Origin of the sequence: Sphingomonas sp. CFBP 13714 (genome assembly GCF_014842205.1) — a bacterium.
GTDB classification, from domain to species: Bacteria; Pseudomonadota; Alphaproteobacteria; order Sphingomonadales; family Sphingomonadaceae; genus Sphingomonas; species Sphingomonas aerolata.
Window position 1 is genome coordinate 219,984 of sequence record NZ_JACYVG010000003.1, and the last position, 17,869, is coordinate 237,852.

Here is a 17,869-nt window from a genome sequence, read left to right on the forward strand (position 1 = left end):
AATGGCCACGCGGCAACTGGTGGCTGAACAGGGTGGCCGACAGCGCTTGCAGGATGGGGGATCTGATCGTGACGATAGGACGACGCGAATTTGTCATCGGCGCAACCGCGCTGGCCGCAGTGCCCGCAATCACGCAGGCGGCCACCCCGACGCGCAAGCTCGGCTATGCGATCGTCGGGCTTGGCTATTACGGGCTCGACGTCATCATCCCCGAATTCGCCAAATGCGCGCACAGCCGGCTCGCCGCGGTGGTCAGCGGTGACCCCGCCAAGGCGCGCCGCGTCGCGGCCGCGCATGGCCTGCCCGACCGGTCGGTCTACAGCTATGCGACCTTCGACCGGATCCGCGACAATCCCGATATCGATATCGTCTATATCTGCCTGCCCAACGCGATGCATGCCGAGTACACGATCCGCGCCGCGCGCGCCGGCAAGCATGTTCTGTGCGAAAAGCCGATGGCGGTCTCGGTCGCCGAATGCGAGGCGATGATCGCGGCCTGCAAGGCGGCGGATCGCAAGCTGATGATCGGCTATCGCTGCCATTTCGAGCCCTGCAATGTCGAGGCGATGCGGCTCGCGCGCGCCGGGACGATGGGCAGGACGCGCTATGTCCGGTCCGAACATGGCTTCGTCCAGCGCGATCCGTCGAAGTGGCGGCTGAACAAGGCGCTGGCGGGCGGGGGCTCGCTGATGGACATGGGCATCTACAGCGTCCAGGCCGCACGCTACATGACCGGCGAGGAGCCCGTCGCGGTGACCGCGCGCGAGTCCACCGATCGCACCGATCCGCGGTTTCGCGAGGTCGAGGACATGATCGACTGGACGCTCGAATTTCCGTCCGGCGCGATCGCCAGCTGCCAGTCAATGTACAGCGCGAACCAGAACCACATCCTGCTGATGGGCGAACGCGGCCGGATAGAGCTCGAACCCGCGACCCGCTATGCCGACAACCGGATGTGGACGGGCGCCGACGGGCGCGAGCGCGATGTCACGCCCGCGGCGTCGGGCCGGACCCAGTTCGCCGGCCAGCTCGATCATCTCGTCACCTGCATCCGCACCGGCCGAGAACCGATCGTGTCGGGTGCGGAGGGCCTGCGCGACCTGCGTATCGTCGAGGCGATCTACCGTTCGGCGCGCGAGGGGCGGACGATCCGGCTGGTATCGGACACCAAGGCGTGATGCGCGTCCTGCTCGCGCTGGCGACGCTCGCGATCGCCACAGTCGCCTCGGCACAGGACGCGGCACGCGATTTCGCCGCGGCGACCGATATCCCCCGCGCGGTCGCGGCGCTCGAAGCGACGATGAAACCGGGTCAGGGCTTTGCGATGCAGACGCTCGTCAGCGGCGGCGGCAGCGTCGTCGCGCTCGAATATTGGAAAGCCGAAGGCCGTCCTGCGGTGCATCCCGACGAGAATGAATATGCGACCGTCGTCGCGGGATCGGGGACTTTGCTTTCGGGTGGACGCTTGGTCGATCCGCATGTCGTCAATCCCGGCCTCACCGACGGTGCGCGGATCGAGGGCGGCACGACCCGCGCGCTCCGCCCCGGCGACGTCCTGCTCATCCCCGCCGGCGTTCCGCACGGCTTCGGTGTCGGCGCGAACGGGCTGGTCCTGCTCGGTACCAAGATCACGCCGCGCCGACCGGCTGCCCCTGCGCGATAAGATGCATCTGCCAATCGCGACGTCCCGATCGGGCGTCTCGATCCGCACCCTGATCTGCCGGATCTGATGACTGCGCCGGATGTCGGACCCGCTGCGAAAGCACGCATGCTACGACCGCGAATGCGCGTATTTGTGAGGATCTATAGGGCTGGTCTGGCGCGCGTATAACATCAGCAAACCGCAAGATCAGCGCTCGGATTCGACGTCGCGAACAGAATTCCCGGTCAATTGAGCGCTTTAATAATATTTGCGGGTGTCATTTTCTGCCAATAGCGCGTAGTCGCGCGAATGGAGGGGGAAAATTTTTCAACAATCAAGGATCCCGTGTGACCGAAACCATCAATACCGTCGAACTGGCGGCAGAACTGACGGCAGCCTGGCTGGCGAACCCCAACACCCGCACCGCTGCCGAAGACGTTCCTGCGTTTCTCCTGTCGATGCACACCGCCGTGACCAAGCTCACGACCGGCGCAGAGATGACGGGCGATACCGCCGAGGCGACGACCTATGAGCCCGCCGTGACGGCGCGCAAGTCGCTTGCATCGCCTGACCACATCGTCTCGATGATCGACGGCAAGAAGTACAAGACACTGCGTCGCCACCTGACGACGCATGGCATGACGCCGGAGCAGTATCGCGAACGCTTCAACCTGAAGGCCGACTATCCGATGGTCGCTGCGACCTATTCGGAAGCACGCCGTGCGATGGCGAAGTCGATCGGCCTCGGCCGCAAGGCTGGTTCGAAGGTCGAAGCCGCTGCGGAAGACGCCGGCAAGACTTCGCGCAAGACCGGCAAGGCCGCGCTCGATGCCGCCAAGCGTACGCTCGGCAGCGACGATTGATGCGCCACGGGGAGGGCTGATCGCCCTCCCCGACCGTTTAAGGCATTCTGAGCGCTCTGCCGGTCGCGCTCTGAATCACGCTATAATGCCGTCTGGCCCGATCCGGGTTTCGCGCGTTACACAGACCGATGACCGAGCCGATCTCCCCCGCCATTCCGGCCGCCACGGTGGTGATCTTTCGCGATCGCCCTTCGCTCGCCCCCGAACTGCTGATGGTCGAGCGCGCGGGATCGATGGCGTTTGCCGGCGGTGCACTTGTCTTCCCCGGTGGCCGGGTCGACCCGGCCGACCGCACGCTCGCACAGCACCTCATCCAGCAGCCCGCCGATCAAACCGTACTCGAAGAGGTCGCCGCGCGCATCGCCGCAATCCGCGAGACGATCGAGGAGGTCGGGCTCGCCATCGGTCTTCATCCCGCACCGTCCGCCGATACGCTCGCGACACTTCGTGCGGCGCTGCATGCCGGACGGGAACTGGGACCCATGCTCGACGCGCTAGGGCTCCGCTGTGATCCGCACATGCTCACCTATTTCGCGCGGTGGCGACCCGCGCATCATCTGACCCGCATCTTCGACACGCGCTTCTATCTCGCGCGCCTGCCTGCCGACGCCGCCCCCGCCCGCGTCGACGAGACGGAGAATGTCCGCCTGCTCTGGGCGACCGCTGCCGAGATCCTCGCGCATGCGGATGCCGGGCGCGCGCAGGTGATCTTCCCCACCCGCCGCAACCTCGAACGCCTCGCGCTGTTCGCCGGCTTCGACGACGCGGTCGACGACACACGACGCAGACCGGTCCGCACCGTGACGCCGTGGATCGAGCCGCGCGACGGGATCGACCATTTCTGCATCCCCGACGATCTCGGCTATCCAGTGACCAGCGAGCCCATCACGCGTGTGGCGCACGGCTGATGCGTGCGGTGCGACGAACGCTGGGCTGGATCGTCGCACTGGCGGTGATCACGGGCCTCGGCCTTATACTCTGGTCGACGCTGCGCGGTCGGCCGCAGGATCTGCCCTGGACCCCGCTCGACCTCGGCCAGCCGATCGGCCTGATGACCGGGCGGAAGCTCAACGCGCTGACTCAGTCCTATCCCGCCTGTCAGGCTGCGCTCGAGCGTGCCGGTGTCCGCTACACCGCGCTGCCGCCTCGCAGCGGTGAAGGCCAGTGCGGCTATAGCGACGGCGTCCGGTTCACATCCGGCGGCGCCCGGCGGATCGACTTTGCGCCCGCGGGTCTGGGCGTCGCCTGCCCGGTCGCCGCGGCGCTCGCGATATGGGAATGGAATATCGTCCAGCCCGCGGCCGAACGGCATTTTGGCACCAAGGTCACGAGCATCGACCATTTCGGCAGCTATAGCTGTCGCCGCATCTATGGCCGCGACGCCGGGACGTGGAGCGAGCATTCGACCGCCGACGCGGTCGACATTGCCGGCTTCAGGTTGGGCAATGGCACGCGGATCACCGTGGCTCGCGACTGGCAAGGCGATACCGCCAAGGCAGCCTTCCTCCGGGAGGTCCGCGACGGCGCCTGCCAACTGTTCGCGACGACGCTCTCGCCCGATTACAACGCCGCGCATGCCGACCACTTCCATCTCGATCAGGCGGATCGCGGCGCGATGGGCTGGCGCGCCTGCCGCTGAGCGCTCAGGTCGCGAGCGACGTCCCGCTGTCGACCTTCTCCACCCAATAGGGGAAGAAGACCGGCTCCCGGCTCGACCAGCCAGACGCGGTCGCCGCGGCCTCGCTGATCGACTGGAGCAGCTTGCGGCGCAGCTCGGGATGAAGATGCGGCAACGCCGCCGCCGCGCAGAAGGCGGACGGCAGCCAGGGTCGGACATCCGCGCCAGCAAGCCGCTCGTACAGGAACCGGAACGCGGAAAAGCTCGTCAGCCGCCCCTGCCCCAGATCGAACGCGGCCAGCGTCACCAGTTTCCCCAGGAATCGGTCCGCCCCACCAAGTCCTGCATCCTCGGGCAGAAGCTCACGGACATCGTCGAGACCTTGGTAGAGCCGCGCCTGTGCGCGGATGCTGGCTTCCTCGACCACGTCGCGCGACCAGCGCGTCATCGCATCCTCGCGGTCGAGGCCGACATCGAGCGAGCGCCGGATGTAGCGCTGCGTCGCGCTGGAAAAGCCTGCGAATTCCTTCATTTCGGCGAGCGTCGTGATGCCCTTTGCCGGTTTCATCCGTGAAGCCATATCGTCACCCCGCCTTGCTGCAAGTAACAGGCGTTCCCATGCATTTGGGGCAGAGGAGGATCCCTAACGCATCGTCACGTCACGGTTATAAGCGACCATGAAATCTGCTGCGCTGCAACACGCAATGCGACCAGTCGAGGCCAGGCATCAAACTTTTCGCCAAGGGCGGTATTTACGCAACATTCGAACCTGGAATGTCGGAGTGCCGCTCGCGCCCGACATCGGCCGGGCGCGAGCAGGCTCCAGGATAGATCAGCCGTTCTTTTCAGCCAACTTGCGTTCTGCTTCGGCATCATAGCCCGACGACGGCGCCGGCCCCTGATTGTGCACCGGCTGGGTCGAGGCGGGCGGGTCGCTCGCATCCATCGACTCGTCGAGTGCATTGTCGAGACGCGCATCGTTGCTCGACGGGTTCTTCTGCAGCCGCTTGCCGATCGACTTGTCCTGACCGGCCTCCTGGCGCGGGTCGCGGCCGTCGGTCCGGCCGTTGGCAGCATCGCCATCCTGCCCATCCGGTGCCACCGACAGGCTGTCGAGCGCGCGTTTGTCGATATCGGTCATGTCGAGACTCCTGTGAAAATCGTTACGGACGCAAACGGTTCAGCACGCCGGGTGTTCCTGTCCCTGCGACGAGCGACTCGCGTTGCGGACCGATCACGCGGTTTCGTCGTCGAGCGCGCGGACCCGGACCGTCTGTGTCCACAGCGTCGCCTGCCCGAACACGGTCATGAACGCGATGTCGGTGGCGTCGCGCCCGATGCAGACACGCGCGATATCACCGCACGATGCCATCCCCGTCGGATCGACCAGCCGCCACGCGCCGTCAAGCCAGAGCTCGGCGACCGCGTGGAAGTCGGGCGGATCGACCCCCGGTGCATAGGCCGAGACGCAACGCGCCGGGATTCCCCCCGCGCGGGCGAGCGCAACCAGCAGATGCGCATAGTCGCGGCACACGCCCGACCGCGACGCGAAGGTGTCGAGCGCGGTCGTCTCGCCCGAACTCGATCCCATCCGGTAATCGAGCGCGTTTCCGACCCATGCACTCAGCGCCGCCGCCAGCGCCCCGCCGTCGAGCCCGGGAAACTCGCGTGCAACGAACCCCTCAAACCGGTCCGACTGGCAATAGCGGCTTGGCATCAGATAGGCGGTGACGTCGCCGGGCAGCATTCGGGGCGGCGTGGTGCCATAGGCGCCGAGCGCGACGACCGGGCGTTCGACCTTCACCACTGCGCGGTACGCCGCGGTCAGCCGGCCATGTCCCCGCGCCCAGCAACGCTGGCCGATGCCGTCCTCGCCCGGGACCGCGCGGATCGGGCTGTCCGACCAGATCGTCAGCGATTGTTCCTCGATGCGCTGGTCGGGCATCGCCGCCGCCTCGATCTGCAGCAACACGTCGGCGTCGCCGGCAATTCCATAATCCAGATGAACGTCGATCGAGAGACGCATTGTGGTCTAAAATCCTGGCCAGGATGCAAAAACGGCCCGGCAGTTTCCCGCCGGACCGTCACTAAGAAAAGGTGCGAAGCGCTTAGTTGCGGCTGCTGCCGAACAGGCGAAGCACGAACATGAACATGTTGATGAAGTCGAGATACAGGCTCAGTGCCGACATGATCACGACCTTGCCGACCATGTCCGTACCCGCGACCTGCATGTACAGGCTCTTGGTACGCTGCGTGTCATAGGCCGTCAGACCTGCGAACAGCAACACGCCGACGCCGCTGATGACCAGCTGCATGACACCCGACTGAAGGAAGATGTTGATGATGCTTGCCACCAGCAGACCGACCACGCCGATGATCAGGAACGTCCCGAACGCCGACAGATCGCGCTTCGTGGTGTAGCCGTACAGGCTCAGCCCGGCGAACCCGGCGGCGGTCGCGAAGAACGCGCTGGCGATCGACGTGCCGCTATAGACCAGGAAGATCGTCGACAGCGACAGACCCATCAGGATCGCAAAGCCCCAGAACAGCATCTGCAACGTCGCGGTGCTCATCCGGTTCTGGCCGAAGCTCATGCCGAACACGATCGCGAGCGGCGCGAACATGATGACGTACTTCAGCGGACCGCCGCCCATGAACACCTGTGCGGCAGGTGACGATGCACCGCCCCAGGCGAACAGAAGCGCGACGATGCCGGTCAGCAGCACGCCCGAGCCCATATAGTTATAGACCGACAGCATGTACGAGCGGAGACCCGCGTCATACGCTGCCGAACCGGTGGTAGTGGCCGTCGCTCCGAACGGCGCGGCACGAGGCCGGGGATCAGACCAATTAGCCATTGAAATTACAACTCCTCTATCCGGCCACATGCCGGTTGCGTGCAACATCGGTGCTGGAAGGACGATTTTCAAGCGGAGACGTTCCCAATTCGGGGTGATCGGCGCTATGATTCCTGCCGATGTTACGCCTGTTTCTCGCGCTCCGCCCGCCCCTCCACATCCGCGAGATGCTGTTCGACCTGATGGACGGGATCGGCGGTGCGCGCTGGCAGGATGATGAGCAGCTCCACGTTACGACGCGCTTCCTCGGTGAGGTCGATCCGCGTCTGGCCGACGACATCGTGACCGAGATCGACCGGCTCCGCCTGTCGCTGACGCCGGCGGCCCCAACGGTTGCGCTGCATGCGGTCGGCCAGTTTGCGAGCCGCGGGCGTACCGACACGCTCTGGGCGGGCGTCACCCCGCACGCCGCGCTCACCGCGCTGCACCGCAAGGTCGATCAGGCGGTGGTCCGCGCCGGGCTTCCCCCCGACCGCCGCGCCTATCTGCCGCACGTCACGCTCGCCCGGCTGCCGCGATCGCTCGGCACGTCCCCGGATATCGACGGCTGGATCGCCCGCCATGCCGGGCTCGCCAGCGCGCCGTTTGCGATGACCCATCTCACGCTGTACCAGAGCCACCTCGGCCGCGACGGTGCCTGGTACGAACCGCTGCTGCGCTGGCCGCTCGAACCCGACGCCGGAACCGCCGGCGACTTTGGCGGGTTCGCGTCGGATCAATAGGGAGAGACGGACATGCGGATTGCAACATTTGCGCTGGTCGGTGCGGCGGCGATCGGGCTCGCGGCCTGCGATCAGAAGGGGCTCGAGACCGGCACGCCGGTCGCAGGCGGGCAGAGCGCGCGCGCGATGCTGATGAACGCCGCCGGAGTCGATGTAGGCCGCGCGACCGCGACCGACGTCGCAGGCGGACTGCGCTTCACCGTCGATGCCAAGGCGCTGCCGCCGGGCACGCACGGCGTCCATATCCACACGACCGGCCGCTGCGACGCTCCCGACTTCACGACCGCGGGGGGCCACTGGAACCCGACATCGATGAAGCACGGTTCGATGAACCCGCAGGGGCCGCATGAGGGCGATCTGCCCAACCTGATCACCGGCGCCGACGGCCGCGGCACGGTCGGCGTCACGATCCCGGGCGCGACGATGGCCGGGCTGCTCGATGCCGATGGTTCGGCGTTCGTGGTCCATGCCGGTCCCGACGATTTGATGACCGATCCGTCCGGCAACAGCGGCGGCCGCATCGCCTGCGGCGTGTTCCAGCCGAGCTGAACCACCCCGCCGTGCCATGGCATCCTCGGCGAGGGGCCATGGCTAGGCGACCTCCCCCGCCGCCCGGGCCCGCGCCTCGCGCGAAGCCTCCGCGGCGGGGACCAGCCGGTACGCCGCCACCGCCGTGGCCAGCGTGATCGGCACGCTGACCAGCAGCGACAGCATCCCGACCGACAGGCTCCCACTGAGCGTCGACACGCGACCCGCCAGATACGGCCCGAGCGCCAGCCCGATCAGCGTCGTGCCGATGAAGAAGGTCGCGGTCGCCGTCCCCCGCATCCGCGGCAGCACTAGGTCCTGCGTCGTAGCCGCGGCCGCGCCGAGCGCACAGCTCGCGGTGATCTGCGCGAGGAAGATCCCGGCATAGAAGGGCAGCGGCGCCGATGCGGTGAAGGCGAGGCACAGGAACGGAACCGGCACGACCGCGCCGAAGATCACGACCAAAAGCCGCCCGGCAGGGTTGGTCCGCCGCAACCGGTCCGAGACCACTCCGCCCATCGTCAGCCCGAGAAACCCGGCAAGCGCGCCCAGCCCGCCGAGCAGGAACCCCGCGCTCGACGGCGTCGCGCCGAGCACGCGCAGGGCATAGGGCGCCGCCCAGAAGCTCGCCGCATAGCTCAGAAACGCGTTCAGGCCATAGGCGACGACCGTGCACAGGAACGCCGGCGTGCCGATGATCAGCGCGAAGGTCGGCAAATCGCGACGGCGCAGCGCGCAAGCCCAGGAGAACACGGCATAGACGCCGGTCCCGATCGCCACCCATTGCGGCCAGGGTTCGCCCGCTCCGACCAGCCCGACCACCGCCAGCGTGACGATCGCCAGCCCGGCGAGGTTGACGACGAACGCCCCGACCCCGCCCATTGCCGCGCCGATCAGCGTCAGCGGCGGCACGATCGTCAGCAGTTCGCCGGCAAAGGCGCGGAACGGTGCGGGGTGCGGCGCCGGTTCGGGAAGCCCCTCGACATGCCCGCGGATCGGTTCCCTCAGCGTCGCGATCCAGATCGCGAGCAACAGCCCCGGCACGCCGACCGCCATGAACGCCGCCTGCCACCCGACCAGCCCGAACGGCCCGCCCCCCGGATAGGCCCGGTTCCAGCCCTGCACGATCGCCCCGCCGATGAACAGCGAGCAGCCGCCACCGACGTAAAGCCCGGCCGAATAGATCGACAGCGCGGTCGCGCGCAGCCTTTTGGGGAAATAATCGGAGATCAGCGAATAGGCCGAGGGGCTGGCGGTCGCCTCGCCAATGCCGACGCCGATCCGCGCCGCCGCGAGATGCCCACCGGTCCGCGACAGGCCGGACACCGCCGTCATCACCGACCAGAGCGTCAGGCCGATCGTCATCAGCCGCCCCCGGTGCCAATTGTCCGCAAGCCGCCCGAGCGGGATCCCGAACAGCGCATAGAAGACCCCGAAGGCAGTCCCGTAGAGAAACCCGAGATCCTGGTCCTTCAGCCCCAGATCGCGCTTTATGTCCTCGGCAAGGATCGAGATGATCTGCCGGTCGACGAAGTTGAGCACATAGACCAGGAACAGGATCGACAGCACATACCAGCCATAGCGGGTCGCCCCCGCCTGCCCGTCCGGCTCCGCAGGCGGCGCCGCTTCTTCGAACTTCGATTGATCCGCGACCTGCGCCATGACCCCTCCGACCGTCGTTTTCGAGCAATCGGTATCAGAGGTTTCTTCGTATCAACAGCGGTTTCACGCGGTCGCGGTATGTCAGCCCGATGTCGCCTGACGCCGCCGGGTCGCGCCCTGCTCCAGCCGCCGCAACAGCGACTCGATGGAAGGCGGTGACGCCGATGCAGCCGGAGTTGGTGCATCGACCAGACGCGGCTCATGCCGAGCCGCACCATTGACGGCACCGGCTGACGGTGAAGCCGATGATGGCGCTGACCAGGCCACCGAGACCCGCGGCGCAACCGGCTCGCTGACCGTGATCGGGATCGTCGCAGCCTCCACCGGCTCGTCGATCGCGATGGATGCGTCGGCTAATCCTTCGACGCGCTCCTCGTCTTCCACCGGAACGGCTGACGCGACCGGCGCCGCCTCGGCCTGCACCAGCGGCGTGACCGGCCGGATCGGCGCCATCGGCACCGGCAGGATCGCATGCGGGTCGAACGCCGCGAGCGGCTGGTCGAGGTCCGCCGGGATCGACCGCTCGAGCGTGACCGGGTTCGCCGCGGTCACCTCCATCATCGGCGTGCCGAGATCGGCGGCGGTCATCGGCCGGCGTGGCGGCGCGTCCGGATGCGCATCGGCCCGACGGACGACCGGCACGCCGTCGTCGCGGCGACGCGGCGGACGCACCAGCAGCCCCCCCGGCCCCACCAGCAGGAACAGCGCCGACCAGGTCACCGCCGCGCCGATGACCGCGGTGGCCAGCGCGAGAACGACACGCGCCGTCGTCCCCAGCGGCGGCTGCGCGGCGGGGATGAGCGCGGCGACGCCGGTCCGCCAGACCAGCTCCTCGAGCATCGTCCCCGGCATCGCGACGAAGCCAAGGATCGCGGCGACCGCGACGAGCAATGCTGCGGCGACGGGAAGGTGGCGGATCGGGGACTGTCGATGGAATTCGGTCATGCCATGGTCCGTCATTCGGCCTGTATCAGCCGATGGTAAAGCGGTTCGTAACGCAAAATGTTTGACGACCAGTTACGGTCGCGCTCGACGAACGCCCGCGCGCGCTGGCGGCGCGACGGCCAGTCCGCGCGATCGTCGAACATCCCCGCCAGTGCCGCCGCGATCGCTGGCGGATCGTCGGGCGCGAACAGCGTGCCCGTATCCCCGTCACGAATCAACTCGCGGTGTCCGCCGACGTCCGACGCGGCCACCATCCGCCCCTGCGCCATCGCCTCGAGCGGCTTGAGCGGCGTCACCAGATCGGTCAGCCGCATCCGCTTGCGCGGATAGGCGAGGATGTCGATCAGCCCGTAATAGCGCTCGACCTCGGCATGCGGCACCCGGCCGACGAAATGGATCGCGTCCGCGACCGGCGAGGCCGCAGCCTGCGCCGCCAGCGCATCCGCCATCGGCCCGCCCCCGACCAGCAGCAGCCGCGCGTCCGGCCGTGCCGCGACCAGCGCGGGCATCGCCGCGATCAGGTCGTCCAGCCCTTCGTAGTCATAGAAGCTGCCGATGAAGCCGACCACGTCCTTGCCGTCGCACCCCAGCGTCGTCGCCAGCGCGTCGTCGCGCGGCGGCACCGCCCCGAACAGCGTCAGGTCGACGCCGTTGGGCGACACCATGATCTTGCCCCCGTCGATTCCCCGCGCGATCAGGTCGTCGCGCAGCCCCTCGCAGATCACCGCGACGCCGTCCGCACGGCCGACCGCCCAGGTCTCCAGCGCGCGCGTCGTGCGATAGGCGAGCGATCCCTCGGTCCCGGTGCCGTTGCCGACCGCGGCATCCTCCCAGAACGCCCGGATTTCGTAGACCAGCGGCAGTTTGCGCCGCCGCGCGACGATCAGCCCCGCCAGCGCATCGAGCACCGGCGAATGCGCGTGCAGGATATCGGGGCGAAAGGCATCGACCGCCGCCTCGATCCGCCGGGCAAAGGCGCGGATCCCGGCGATCTCGCCCAGCGGCCCCGACCGGCGCGTCGCCGGCGTCCGGTGGAAGGTCAGCCCGTCGACCGACTCCACCGCGGCGGCGGCCGGCCCATGACGCTGCCCGGTCACCGCCGCGACCGTCCAGCCGCGCGCCTCCTGCGCCTTGAGGATCGCCCGCGTGCGAAAGGTATAGCCGCTCTGCAGGGGCAGGCCGTGGTCGAGGATATGAAGAATGCGCATCGTGAGTAGCGTGTTGCCATGACAGCGCTTAACGGCGCGTCAACCGCCATGGCCTATGCCGCAGCGACGGACACAGGCGGCAACGGGACCGCGCAGACACGGAAAGGCCGGCCGATGATCGACAATTTCGCGCTGGGCCTGACGCACGGCCTGATGATGATCGCCGCGATCCTGCTCCTGCGCCGCCCCGATCTCGACTCTGAGCCGAAATCCGACGACGATCGCACGGGTACCGACACGCTCGACCGTGACGGACGCCGCCCGCGTGCGTGATCTCGCCTTCATCGCCTTTCTGGCTGCGATCTTCGCGCTCGGGTTCCGGCGTCCGTTCCTGCTCGTCCTCGCCTATGTCTATATCGACATCGTCTCGCCGCAGCGGCTGACCTATCTGCTGCTCAACACCGTCCCCATCTCGCTGATCGCGGTCGCGCTGGCGGTCGGCGGCTGGCTGATCGCGGACGACAAGCGCGACACGCGGGTCGCGCCGCGCCAGCTGCTGATCGTCGTGCTGCTGCTCTATTGCTGGGCGACCACGCTCGCCGCCGACTTCCCGATCGAGGCGAAGGACAAATGGGACTGGGTGTGGAAGGCGCTCGCCTTTGCCGCCTTCCTGCCGCTGACGCTGCGCACCCGGCTCCGGATCGAGGCGCTGCTGCTGTTCATGATTCTGTCGGCGGCCTCGATCATCATCGTCGGCGGGATCAAGACGATCGCCAGCGGCGGCGGCGGCTATGGCCAACTGAACCTGATGGTCGACAATAATTCGGGGCTTTACGAAGGCAGCACGATCAGCGCGGTCGCGGTCGCGATCATCCCGATCATTATCTGGTTCATGCGCTACGGGACGATCTTCAGACCCGACTGGCGCGTGCGCGGCTTCTGCGTCGCGCTCGTCTTCGCCTGCCTGCTGATCCCGGTCGGCACCTCGACGCGGACCGGCCTGCTCTGCATCGCGCTGCTCGCGGTCCTGTCGCTCCGCGTCGTCAAGCGCAAGGCCCTGTATCTGGCGGGGCTGGCCGCACTCGGGCTGATCGCGATCCCCTTCCTGCCATCGACCTTCACCGACCGCATGAACACGATCAAGACCTACCAGGCCGACGAATCCGCCTCGACCCGGATCGCGGTGTGGCAGTGGACGATCGACTATGCCAAATCGCATCCGTTCGGCGGCGGGTTCGAGGCCTATCGCGGCAACCGCATCCGCTACGACCTCGCCGGCACCGGTGCCGCGACGCCGGGCCGTGTCGAGGAAGACAAGGCGCGCGCCTATCACAGCGCCTATTTCGAAATGCTCGGCGAACAGGGCTATTTCGGGCTCGCGCTATGGCTGGTGCTCAACCTCGGCGGCCTCGTCCGGATGGAGATACTGCGCCAGCGCTACCGCGATCCGGAGGGGCGGTTCGCCTGGGCCGGCCCGCTCGCCGCCGCATTGCAGAGCGGTCATCTCGTCTATCTGCTCGGCGCGGCGTTCATCGCGATCGCGTTCCAGCCGTTCATCTACATGCTGATCGGCGCGCAGATCGGGCTCGACACCTATCTCGGGCGCAAGCGCCGTGACGCGAGCTTCCGCCCGATGCGCCGCCCTGCCTCCGGCCCCCTGCCGGCATGAGCGAACTGAGGGCGCTGACCGGCGCGCGCGGCGTCGCCGCCTGGTTCGTCGTGCTGTTCCATCTCCGCGCCGCGCTCGGCGTGTCCGACGGCGTGGAGCGCGTTCTCGCCAAGGGCTATCTCGCGGTCGACTTCTTTTTCCTGCTCTCGGGCTTCGTGATCTGGCTGAGCTATGCCGACCGGATCGCCGTGCAGCGCTGGCGCGCCATCCCCGGCTTCCTGCGCCGCCGGGTCGCGCGGATCTGGCCGCTCCATCTCGTCATGCTCGGCTTCGCGCTGCTGATCGTCGCCGCGCTCGCGCTGACCGGACGCCCCCCCGACCCGCGCTTCCCGCTCGACCGCTTGCCGGTGCATATCCTCCTGCTTCAGAACTGGCCGATGACGCGCGACTGGTTCGGCGTCACCGCGCTCGACTGGAATGATCCCGCCTGGTCGATCTCGAGCGAGATGTTCGCCTATCTCGTCTTCCCGCTGCTCCCGCTCGTCATCGACTGGCGCCGCGTCCCGACACTCGGCCTGATCGCGGCGATCGCCGTCGCGCTGGGCCTGCTCGCTTACGTGATGCGATCGAACGGCATGACGACGCTCGGCCAGGCGATCCCCTGGTTCGGCGTCCTGCGCTGCGTCACCGAATTCGCAGCAGGCACCGCGGTCGCGGCCCTGTGGCTGCGCCACCGCGAGCAGCCCCGGCGCGCGCTCGTCGCGGCCTTGTGCATCAGCAGCCTGGGTTTTGCGAGCGTCGCAACCGGCCTTCTGAACGAGATCGTCGCGATACCGGCCGCGCTCGCGGCGCTGCTGCTCGCGCTCGCGCTCACCTCCAACCGGCCCCGCAACCCGCTCGCCTCCTGGCCGCTGCACAATCTCGGCGAGATCAGCTTTTCGACCTATCTCAGCCATTCGCTGCTCTGGACCGCGTTCAAGATGGCGGTCGTCGCCAGCGCGGTCGCGGTCCCGCCGCTCCTGATCGGCGCGCTTCTCCTCGGGATCCTGCTGGCCTCCCTCGCGCTGTACCACGGCGTCGAGCGGCCCGCGCAGGCCTGGATCAACCGCTTTGGACACACAGCAAAAAGGGGCCAGCAAACGCGCTGACCCCCCCTGTATCTCGTCGCCTCTGGCCGTCGAGCGTCAGTCGACCGGCTCGTCCGCCAGTTCTTCCTCGAGCGCGGCGATGATCGCCTTGTTGAACGCGGGGATATCGTCGGGCTTGCGGCTGGTGATCAGATTGTCGTCGACCACGACCTCCTCGTCGACCACCTCCGCGCCGGCATTCTCCAGATCCGTGCGGATCGACGGAAAGCTCGTCAGCCGGCGCCCGTCGATCACGTCCGCCTCGGCCAGCAGCCAGGGCGCGTGGCAGATCGCGGCGACGATCTTGCCGTCCTCCATGAACTCGGTGATGATCTCGATCGCGCGCTCCTGAACGCGCATCGCGTCCGGGTTGGCCACGCCGCCGGGCAGCACCAGCGCGTCATAATCGTCGGTATCGACCTCATCGAGCGTCAGCTCGGGGGTGATCGTCTCCGCCTTGTTGATGTCGCCCTTCATGCCCTGGATCGGGTCGGTCTTGATCGACGCGAGCGTCACCTTCGCGCCCACCGCCTCGAGCGCCTTCTTGGGTTCGAACAGCTCGACGGTCTCGAAACCGTCGGTGGCGAGGATCAGAATGCGTGCCTGGGAAAGATCGGCCATGTCATGTCTCCAGTGAAATCCCGTGCCCCCTCAACCCCGCGCCGCGCGGGTCGTTCCGGAACGATGCGCCCGCCCGAACATTTCGAATGTCGGCCGGAAGGAACGACGCATTGCCCAGCAGACTCGTATATTCAGATGACAGCAAGCCCGGCATTTCCCGCCGCAAGATGCGCGCCGGCTGGGGCTATTGGGACGCATCGGGCACCCGCATCACCGACCGTGACGAGATCGACCGGCTCAACGCGGTCGGCCTGCCCCCCGCCTACAGCAACGCCTGGTTCTGCCCCAAGCCCAATGGTCACATCCAGGCGGTCGGCTGGGACGAGAAGGGTCGCAAGCAATATCGCTATCACGCCGGCTTCCGCGAGGCGCAGGACGCCGCGAAATATGAGCGTTGCGCCGATTTCGGCCTCGCCCTCCCAAAGCTGCGCAAGGCGGTCGAGGCCGATCTGCGCAAACGCTCGCTCAGCCGTGACCGCGCGGTAGCCGCGGTCCTCCGCCTGCTCGACGGCGGGCATATCCGCATCGGGAACGAGGCCTATGCCGCCGCGAACGAGAGCTTCGGCGCGACCACGCTCCGCAAGCGCCACGGCGCGGTGAAGGGCGCCACGCTCCGGCTCGAATATAAGGGCAAGTCGGGCAAGATGCGGACGCTCCGGATCACCGACCGCTCGCTCAGCAGCTTCGTGAAGAAATGCCAGGATCTCGACGAACAGCATCTCTTCGCCTGGCTCGACGATGACGGCGTGGCGCATCCCGTCACGTCGAGCGACGTCAACGCCTATATCCAGGCGGTCACCGGCACCGACTTCACCGCCAAGCACTTCCGCACCTGGGCCGCCAGCGTCGCCGCGTTCGAGGCGCTCGCCTCGGCCGAGCGCGATCTCAGCCTGAAGGCGATGCTCGAACCGGTCGTCGCGCGGCTCGGCAACACGCATGCCATCGCGCGGAAAAGCTATGTCCACCCCGCCCTGATCGACCTCGTCAAACAGGGCCAGTCGACCTTCCGCAAGGCGCTCCGCCTCCCGCGCGCCAAGCGCTATCTCAGCCGGGAGGAATGCGGCCTGATCGCCTTTCTCGAAGCCGGCACGCCCGCGACCATCGCCGTCGCGGCCTGACGAGTATCCAGATGTCCAATACGAACAGCGTCGCCAAGGCCCCGATCTTCAACGCGAGCGATGTCGGCAGCCAGGCACAGGGCTTCGTCACCGCCAGCCTCGCCTGGGTCCAGGCCTATTGGCTGCAGATCCTGATCGCGTTCGGCGCCGGCGCGCTGATCGTCCTCGCGCTCCACACCGCGCGCCGCTTCGGCAGCCGGTTGTGCGAACGGCCACGCGCGCTTAACGGCTGGGGGATCGTCGTCGGCAAGGCGGTCTCGCGGACCAGCAACTTCTTCATCGTCATGCTCGCCGCGAAGCTCGTCGACGGCTATTCCGCCGCACCGGGCGAGGTCGCGACCACGGTCAACTTCCTCTTCACCGTCGCTGCGGTGTTCCAGGTCGCGGTCTGGGTGCGCGAGATCATCCTCGGCGCGATCGAGCACCGCACCCAGTCCGAACATTATTCGGGTGAGGCGCTGCTGTCGGCGATGGGGCTGATCCGCCTGCTCGTCACCTTCGTCGTGTTCGCGGTTGCGATGGTCGTTGTGCTCGACAATCTCGGCGTCAACGTGACCGGCCTCGTCGCGGGCCTCGGCGTCGGCGGCATCGCGATCGGTCTGGCCGCGCAGGGCATCTTCGCCGACCTGTTCGCCGCGCTCGCGATCATCTTCGACCGTCCGTTCCGCCGCGGCGATTCGATCAGCTACGACACCGCCTCGGGCAGCGTCGAGGCGATCGGCCTGAAATCGACCCGCATCCGCGGCATCGACGGCGAGGAGCGCGTCATCTCGAACAAGAATCTCCTCAACAAGGAGATCCTCAACAACACGCAGCGCAATCACCGCCGCGCGAAATTCATCATCGGCGTCACCTATTTCACCCCCGCCGAAATCTGCGCGCGCATTCCCGACATGCTGAAGGACGTGGTCGAGGCGCAGGGCAAGATCTTCGTCCGCGCCGGCTTCACCGGCTTCGGCGCATCGAGCCTCGATTTCGAGGTCCAGTTCGACAGCGACGGCCCCGACTATGCCAGCTTCTACAACGGCCGCACCGCCGTTGGGATCGCCATCCTCCAGCGCTTCAACGACGAGAAGATCGAGATCGCCTTCCCCACCCAGGTCAACCTCACCGCCGCCCCGGACGGGTCGATGGTGATGCCGTACGGGGAAGCGCAACGGTCGCGCGCGGATACACCATCCACCTGACGAGGTCCCCGGGCCTGACGGAACTCGCCACATCAACCCATTACCCCTCCCCGGCGAAGGCCGGGGCCCAGTTGGTGAGGTCGCAGTAACGGAACGCACCCGTCGTCAATCACGTCCCCCAACTGGGCCCCGGCCTCCGCCGGGGAGGACGAAGAAAGCGCGGCAGGTTTCAAAAAAGGCGAAGCCCACCCCCCACCGTCATCCCCGCGAAGGCGGGGATC

20 protein-coding genes are annotated in these 17,869 nt (G+C 67.4%); 12 read left to right on the plus strand and 8 right to left on the minus strand.

What is annotated here, in order from left to right:
- Positions 1 to 68: 68 nt before the first annotated feature.
- The 5 genes from IFT54_RS08840 (at position 69) to IFT54_RS08860 (ending at position 4,144) form a co-directional block, all read left to right on the plus strand.
- Positions 69 to 1,178, plus strand: coding sequence for a Gfo/Idh/MocA family protein (locus IFT54_RS08840; RefSeq protein WP_342354794.1), 1,110 nt, complete (start codon positions 69 to 71; stop codon positions 1,176 to 1,178).
- Positions 1,178 to 1,663: a cupin domain-containing protein gene (locus IFT54_RS08845; protein WP_192070544.1), complete on the plus strand. Its 486-nt coding sequence runs from the start codon at positions 1,178 to 1,180 to the stop codon at positions 1,661 to 1,663. Before IFT54_RS08840 ends, IFT54_RS08845 begins: the two co-directional genes overlap by 1 nt.
- A 326-nt stretch (positions 1,664 to 1,989) precedes the next feature.
- Positions 1,990 to 2,505 (plus strand): MucR family transcriptional regulator, encoded by a 516-nt coding sequence (locus IFT54_RS08850; protein ID WP_031393951.1) that lies wholly within the window; start codon positions 1,990 to 1,992, stop codon positions 2,503 to 2,505.
- 128 nt (positions 2,506 to 2,633) lie between these two features.
- Positions 2,634 to 3,413, plus strand: a complete 780-nt coding sequence (locus IFT54_RS08855) for an NUDIX hydrolase (protein ID WP_192070353.1) — start codon at positions 2,634 to 2,636, stop codon at positions 3,411 to 3,413.
- Positions 3,413 to 4,144, plus strand: coding sequence for an extensin-like domain-containing protein (locus IFT54_RS08860; RefSeq protein WP_192070354.1), 732 nt, complete (start codon positions 3,413 to 3,415; stop codon positions 4,142 to 4,144). The genes IFT54_RS08855 and IFT54_RS08860 overlap by 1 nt, the downstream gene beginning before the upstream one ends.
- Before the next feature lie 4 nt (positions 4,145 to 4,148).
- On the opposite strand, the gene IFT54_RS08865 is transcribed toward IFT54_RS08860, so the two are convergent.
- The 4 genes from IFT54_RS08865 to IFT54_RS08880 form a co-directional block, all read right to left on the minus strand.
- Positions 4,149 to 4,691 (minus strand): hypothetical protein, encoded by a 543-nt coding sequence (locus IFT54_RS08865; RefSeq protein WP_446740664.1) that lies wholly within the window; start codon positions 4,689 to 4,691, stop codon positions 4,149 to 4,151.
- Positions 4,692 to 4,955: 264 nt separating this feature from the next.
- The gene (locus IFT54_RS08870; RefSeq protein WP_031393947.1) at positions 4,956 to 5,264 is read right to left on the minus strand and encodes a hypothetical protein; all 309 of its coding nucleotides are present in this window, start codon (positions 5,262 to 5,264) and stop codon (positions 4,956 to 4,958) included.
- Between the two features lie 93 nt (positions 5,265 to 5,357).
- Entirely contained in the window at positions 5,358 to 6,149 is a 792-nt protein-coding gene (locus IFT54_RS08875; protein ID WP_183935562.1) for a transglutaminase-like domain-containing protein, read from the minus strand.
- Positions 6,150 to 6,231: 82 nt separating this feature from the next.
- Complete coding sequence (locus IFT54_RS08880) at positions 6,232 to 6,981, minus strand: Bax inhibitor-1/YccA family protein (RefSeq protein ID WP_031440668.1); 750 nt, start codon at positions 6,979 to 6,981, stop codon at positions 6,232 to 6,234.
- 119 nt (positions 6,982 to 7,100) lie between these two features.
- On the opposite strand from IFT54_RS08880, the gene thpR reads away from it, so the two are divergent.
- Both thpR and IFT54_RS08890 read left to right on the plus strand, forming a co-directional pair.
- Positions 7,101 to 7,703, plus strand: a complete 603-nt coding sequence (gene thpR / locus IFT54_RS08885) for an RNA 2',3'-cyclic phosphodiesterase (RefSeq protein ID WP_192070356.1) — start codon at positions 7,101 to 7,103, stop codon at positions 7,701 to 7,703.
- Between the two features lie 12 nt (positions 7,704 to 7,715).
- Entirely contained in the window at positions 7,716 to 8,252 is a 537-nt protein-coding gene (locus IFT54_RS08890) for a superoxide dismutase family protein (protein WP_192070357.1), read from the plus strand.
- 42 nt (positions 8,253 to 8,294) lie between these two features.
- Here the strand turns inward: IFT54_RS08890 and IFT54_RS08895 are convergent, their stop codons facing one another.
- The 3 genes from IFT54_RS08895 to IFT54_RS08905 all read right to left on the minus strand — a co-directional run bounded on the left by IFT54_RS08895 (position 8,295) and on the right by IFT54_RS08905 (position 12,046).
- Positions 8,295 to 9,893, minus strand: a complete 1,599-nt coding sequence (locus IFT54_RS08895) for a spinster family MFS transporter (protein WP_192070358.1) — start codon at positions 9,891 to 9,893, stop codon at positions 8,295 to 8,297.
- Between the two features lie 81 nt (positions 9,894 to 9,974).
- Positions 9,975 to 10,838 (minus strand): hypothetical protein, encoded by an 864-nt coding sequence (locus tag IFT54_RS08900; protein ID WP_192070359.1) that lies wholly within the window; start codon positions 10,836 to 10,838, stop codon positions 9,975 to 9,977.
- An 11-nt stretch (positions 10,839 to 10,849) separates the two neighbouring features.
- Positions 10,850 to 12,046, minus strand: coding sequence for a TIGR04063 family PEP-CTERM/XrtA system glycosyltransferase (locus tag IFT54_RS08905; RefSeq protein ID WP_192070360.1), 1,197 nt, complete (start codon positions 12,044 to 12,046; stop codon positions 10,850 to 10,852).
- A gap of 48 nt (positions 12,047 to 12,094) precedes the next feature.
- Between IFT54_RS08905 and IFT54_RS08910 the strand changes: the two genes are divergently transcribed.
- Genes IFT54_RS08910 through IFT54_RS08920 form a run of 3 tightly spaced genes read left to right on the plus strand, consistent with a single transcriptional unit; the run spans position 12,095 to position 14,743 of the window.
- A complete protein-coding gene (locus IFT54_RS08910) occupies positions 12,095 to 12,319 on the plus strand; it encodes a hypothetical protein (protein WP_192070570.1) in 225 nt (74 codons plus the stop codon).
- Complete coding sequence (locus IFT54_RS08915) at positions 12,312 to 13,655, plus strand: putative O-glycosylation ligase, exosortase A system-associated (RefSeq protein WP_192070361.1); 1,344 nt, start codon at positions 12,312 to 12,314, stop codon at positions 13,653 to 13,655. The genes IFT54_RS08910 and IFT54_RS08915 overlap by 8 nt, the downstream gene beginning before the upstream one ends.
- Entirely contained in the window at positions 13,652 to 14,743 is a 1,092-nt protein-coding gene (locus IFT54_RS08920) for an acyltransferase family protein (RefSeq protein ID WP_192070362.1), read from the plus strand. Before IFT54_RS08915 ends, IFT54_RS08920 begins: the two co-directional genes overlap by 4 nt.
- Before the next feature lie 36 nt (positions 14,744 to 14,779).
- Here the strand turns inward: IFT54_RS08920 and IFT54_RS08925 are convergent, their stop codons facing one another.
- A complete protein-coding gene (locus tag IFT54_RS08925; RefSeq protein WP_107933286.1) occupies positions 14,780 to 15,343 on the minus strand; it encodes a type 1 glutamine amidotransferase domain-containing protein in 564 nt (187 codons plus the stop codon).
- Positions 15,344 to 15,429: 86 nt separating this feature from the next.
- Between IFT54_RS08925 and IFT54_RS08930 the strand changes: the two genes are divergently transcribed.
- Together IFT54_RS08930 and IFT54_RS08935 are read left to right on the plus strand one after the other, a co-directional pair.
- A complete protein-coding gene (locus IFT54_RS08930; protein ID WP_244648748.1) occupies positions 15,430 to 16,461 on the plus strand; it encodes a DNA topoisomerase IB in 1,032 nt (343 codons plus the stop codon).
- 11 nt (positions 16,462 to 16,472) lie between these two features.
- Positions 16,473 to 17,648: a mechanosensitive ion channel family protein gene (locus IFT54_RS08935; RefSeq protein ID WP_192070363.1), complete on the plus strand. Its 1,176-nt coding sequence runs from the start codon at positions 16,473 to 16,475 to the stop codon at positions 17,646 to 17,648.
- The last annotated feature ends 221 nt before the right edge of the window (positions 17,649 to 17,869 follow it).

What these genes read in the sequence shown, in the direction of transcription:
- IFT54_RS08845 (WP_192070544.1), top strand. Translation starts at nt 1,178, where the DNA reads ATGCGCGTCCTGCTCGCGCTGGCGACGCTCGCGATCGCCACAGTCGCC.
- IFT54_RS08855 (WP_192070353.1), top strand. Translation starts at nt 2,634, where the DNA reads ATGACCGAGCCGATCTCCCCCGCCATTCCGGCCGCCACGGTGGTGATC.
- IFT54_RS08860 (WP_192070354.1), top strand. Translation starts at nt 3,413, where the DNA reads ATGCGTGCGGTGCGACGAACGCTGGGCTGGATCGTCGCACTGGCGGTG.
- IFT54_RS08865 (WP_446740664.1), bottom strand. Translation starts at nt 4,691, where the DNA reads ATGAAACCGGCAAAGGGCATCACGACGCTCGCCGAAATGAAGGAATTC.
- IFT54_RS08870 (WP_031393947.1), bottom strand. Translation starts at nt 5,264, where the DNA reads ATGACCGATATCGACAAACGCGCGCTCGACAGCCTGTCGGTGGCACCG.
- IFT54_RS08875 (WP_183935562.1), bottom strand. Translation starts at nt 6,149, where the DNA reads ATGCGTCTCTCGATCGACGTTCATCTGGATTATGGAATTGCCGGCGAC.
- IFT54_RS08880 (WP_031440668.1), bottom strand. Translation starts at nt 6,981, where the DNA reads ATGGCTAATTGGTCTGATCCCCGGCCTCGTGCCGCGCCGTTCGGAGCG.
- thpR (WP_192070356.1), top strand. Translation starts at nt 7,101, where the DNA reads ATGTTACGCCTGTTTCTCGCGCTCCGCCCGCCCCTCCACATCCGCGAG.
- IFT54_RS08890 (WP_192070357.1), top strand. Translation starts at nt 7,716, where the DNA reads ATGCGGATTGCAACATTTGCGCTGGTCGGTGCGGCGGCGATCGGGCTC.
- IFT54_RS08895 (WP_192070358.1), bottom strand. Translation starts at nt 9,893, where the DNA reads ATGGCGCAGGTCGCGGATCAATCGAAGTTCGAAGAAGCGGCGCCGCCT.
- IFT54_RS08900 (WP_192070359.1), bottom strand. Translation starts at nt 10,838, where the DNA reads ATGACCGAATTCCATCGACAGTCCCCGATCCGCCACCTTCCCGTCGCC.
- IFT54_RS08905 (WP_192070360.1), bottom strand. Translation starts at nt 12,046, where the DNA reads ATGCGCATTCTTCATATCCTCGACCACGGCCTGCCCCTGCAGAGCGGC.
- IFT54_RS08910 (WP_192070570.1), top strand. Translation starts at nt 12,095, where the DNA reads ATGGCCTATGCCGCAGCGACGGACACAGGCGGCAACGGGACCGCGCAG.
- IFT54_RS08920 (WP_192070362.1), top strand. Translation starts at nt 13,652, where the DNA reads ATGAGCGAACTGAGGGCGCTGACCGGCGCGCGCGGCGTCGCCGCCTGG.
- IFT54_RS08925 (WP_107933286.1), bottom strand. Translation starts at nt 15,343, where the DNA reads ATGGCCGATCTTTCCCAGGCACGCATTCTGATCCTCGCCACCGACGGT.
- IFT54_RS08930 (WP_244648748.1), top strand. Translation starts at nt 15,430, where the DNA reads ATGTCGGCCGGAAGGAACGACGCATTGCCCAGCAGACTCGTATATTCA.
- IFT54_RS08935 (WP_192070363.1), top strand. Translation starts at nt 16,473, where the DNA reads ATGTCCAATACGAACAGCGTCGCCAAGGCCCCGATCTTCAACGCGAGC.